Origin of the sequence: Marinibactrum halimedae, from assembly GCF_021234875.1 — a bacterium.
Lineage (GTDB): Bacteria > Pseudomonadota > Gammaproteobacteria > Pseudomonadales > Cellvibrionaceae > Marinibactrum > Marinibactrum halimedae.
The window spans coordinates 1-1,715 of record NZ_JAJQVM010000094.1; the positions used below are offsets into that span (position 1 = coordinate 1).

2 protein-coding genes are annotated in these 1,715 nt (G+C 38.1%); one reads left to right on the forward strand and one right to left on the reverse strand.

What is annotated here, in order from left to right:
• Positions 1-229: 229 nt before the first annotated feature.
• A complete protein-coding gene (locus LU351_RS20385; RefSeq protein WP_232595925.1) occupies positions 230-985 on the reverse strand; it encodes a hypothetical protein in 756 nt (251 codons plus the stop codon).
• Between the two features lie 150 nt (positions 986-1,135).
• Here LU351_RS20385 and LU351_RS20390 point away from each other — a divergent pair.
• On the forward strand, positions 1,136-1,715 hold a 580-nt coding region (locus LU351_RS20390; protein WP_232592392.1), incomplete at its 3' end, for a transposase.

The following is a 1,715-nucleotide window of genomic DNA, read 5'->3' on the forward strand; positions in this document are numbered from 1 at the left end:
GCTTTCCGGCTTTGATATGGGCAATAGCGTCTTCGAGATCGAAAGGAAGGTCTGATTTGGACATGTGTCATCTCCTCTGGTTACAACCAGTTTATGAAAGAAATGACACAGAAATTTGAACACTACCCTAACTGAAGTTTAAAAATCTGATAAGTTCGTACCATCTATCTTAACAGGAATATTTCCTAACTTTCCGCCTTCTTCACAATAGTTTTCATGTGGAAACCCTTTATCCCAATTTAAAGAAAGTGTAATCAATAAATTTTTTATAGAATCTTGCCCCCATAGGTATTTTTTCAAACCCCGAAAACCCCTCTTCATAGCGAGCATACTCAGTTTCGGCCAATTCGTAACCTTTAACAGAGTCTGTACGCTTTCTAGCCGTTAATATCTTCCGCCAGACAAGAATATCCAATAGCCCATTTTTATCTACGTCTAAAAAATAAAACTTTGCAAACCTCCTCACTGAAGGCTCTATTTTTGATTGAACCTGCATACCTTGTGAATCAAGCATCGAATTACTAATATATTGATACTCAATCAACTCCTGACTATTTAAGTAAAAGCTGTAAACATCCTCCCCCACAAAGTTTTCATAAGACATTTCTTCACTGAAAATATTTTTATAACTACTACCAGAATATATTTTCAAAGTCGTCTGAACATTTTTACCCTCTCCACGATATTCAAAATCTCCAACACCCCCAAAAAAAAATACTTCCGACCTCCCATCCAAGTCAACATCAGCAGACTGCAAAGCAAAGTTAATATAACAACCATAGGAATCATACCCTTGCAACCCGCCTGTTTCCATCAAGCTATTCACTCCAATTTCAGGAATATCATGATTGTTAATTCTTGATACTTTCTGATTTTTAAGATCCACAAAGAGCATAAAGTCAATACCACAATTTTCATAAGGTTTAGAGGAGTCGAAATAATTACAGTTTGTATATTTTTCACCTACAAAACCAAAGCCACCCAATACTGCATACTTTCCATTATCGTACTCAATAGCAGAAGAAATCCCTAGATAAGAAGGTTTATCAATTGAATATGCCTCTAAAGGGCACCTCTAAAAATAGCCTAACTTTGATATAATCTCACTGTTCAAAAATTTCAAGAGCTTCCTTCTATGTCTCAGCCCGGCTTTTTTGATTTAGATGACAGGTATCGCAAGTTAGATGAAAAAGATCCATTAGTTCATCTCAACAAACTGATATTTTGGGAAGCCTTTCGTCCGACCTTAAAGGAAATACGAAAGTCGAACCGAAAAAGCAATGCGGGTCGTAAAGCCTATGACGAGCTACTGATGTTCAAAGTACTCGTACTTCAGCACTTATACAATGTATCCGATGATCAGATAGAGTACCAAATACGGGACCGCTATTCGTTTTGCCGGTTTTTAGGTCTGACTCCATCGGACAAGGTGCCTGATGCCAAGACAGTGTGGCTGTTTAGAGAAAACCTAGTCAAAGCTGGTTTAATGAAGCGTTTGTTTTTTACTTTTGATGTTCAATTAGAGGAACACGGTTTTCAAGCAAGAAAAGGTCAAATAGTGGATGCGAGTTTTGTCGATGTTCCCAGGCAGCGCAATAAAAAGGAAGAAAACAAACAGATAAAACGCGGTGAAACGCCTGATCGTTTTGAAAAGAATCCGAACGTTGGCGCTCAAAAAGATACGGATGCCCGCTGGGCGAAGAAGAACCAAGAGA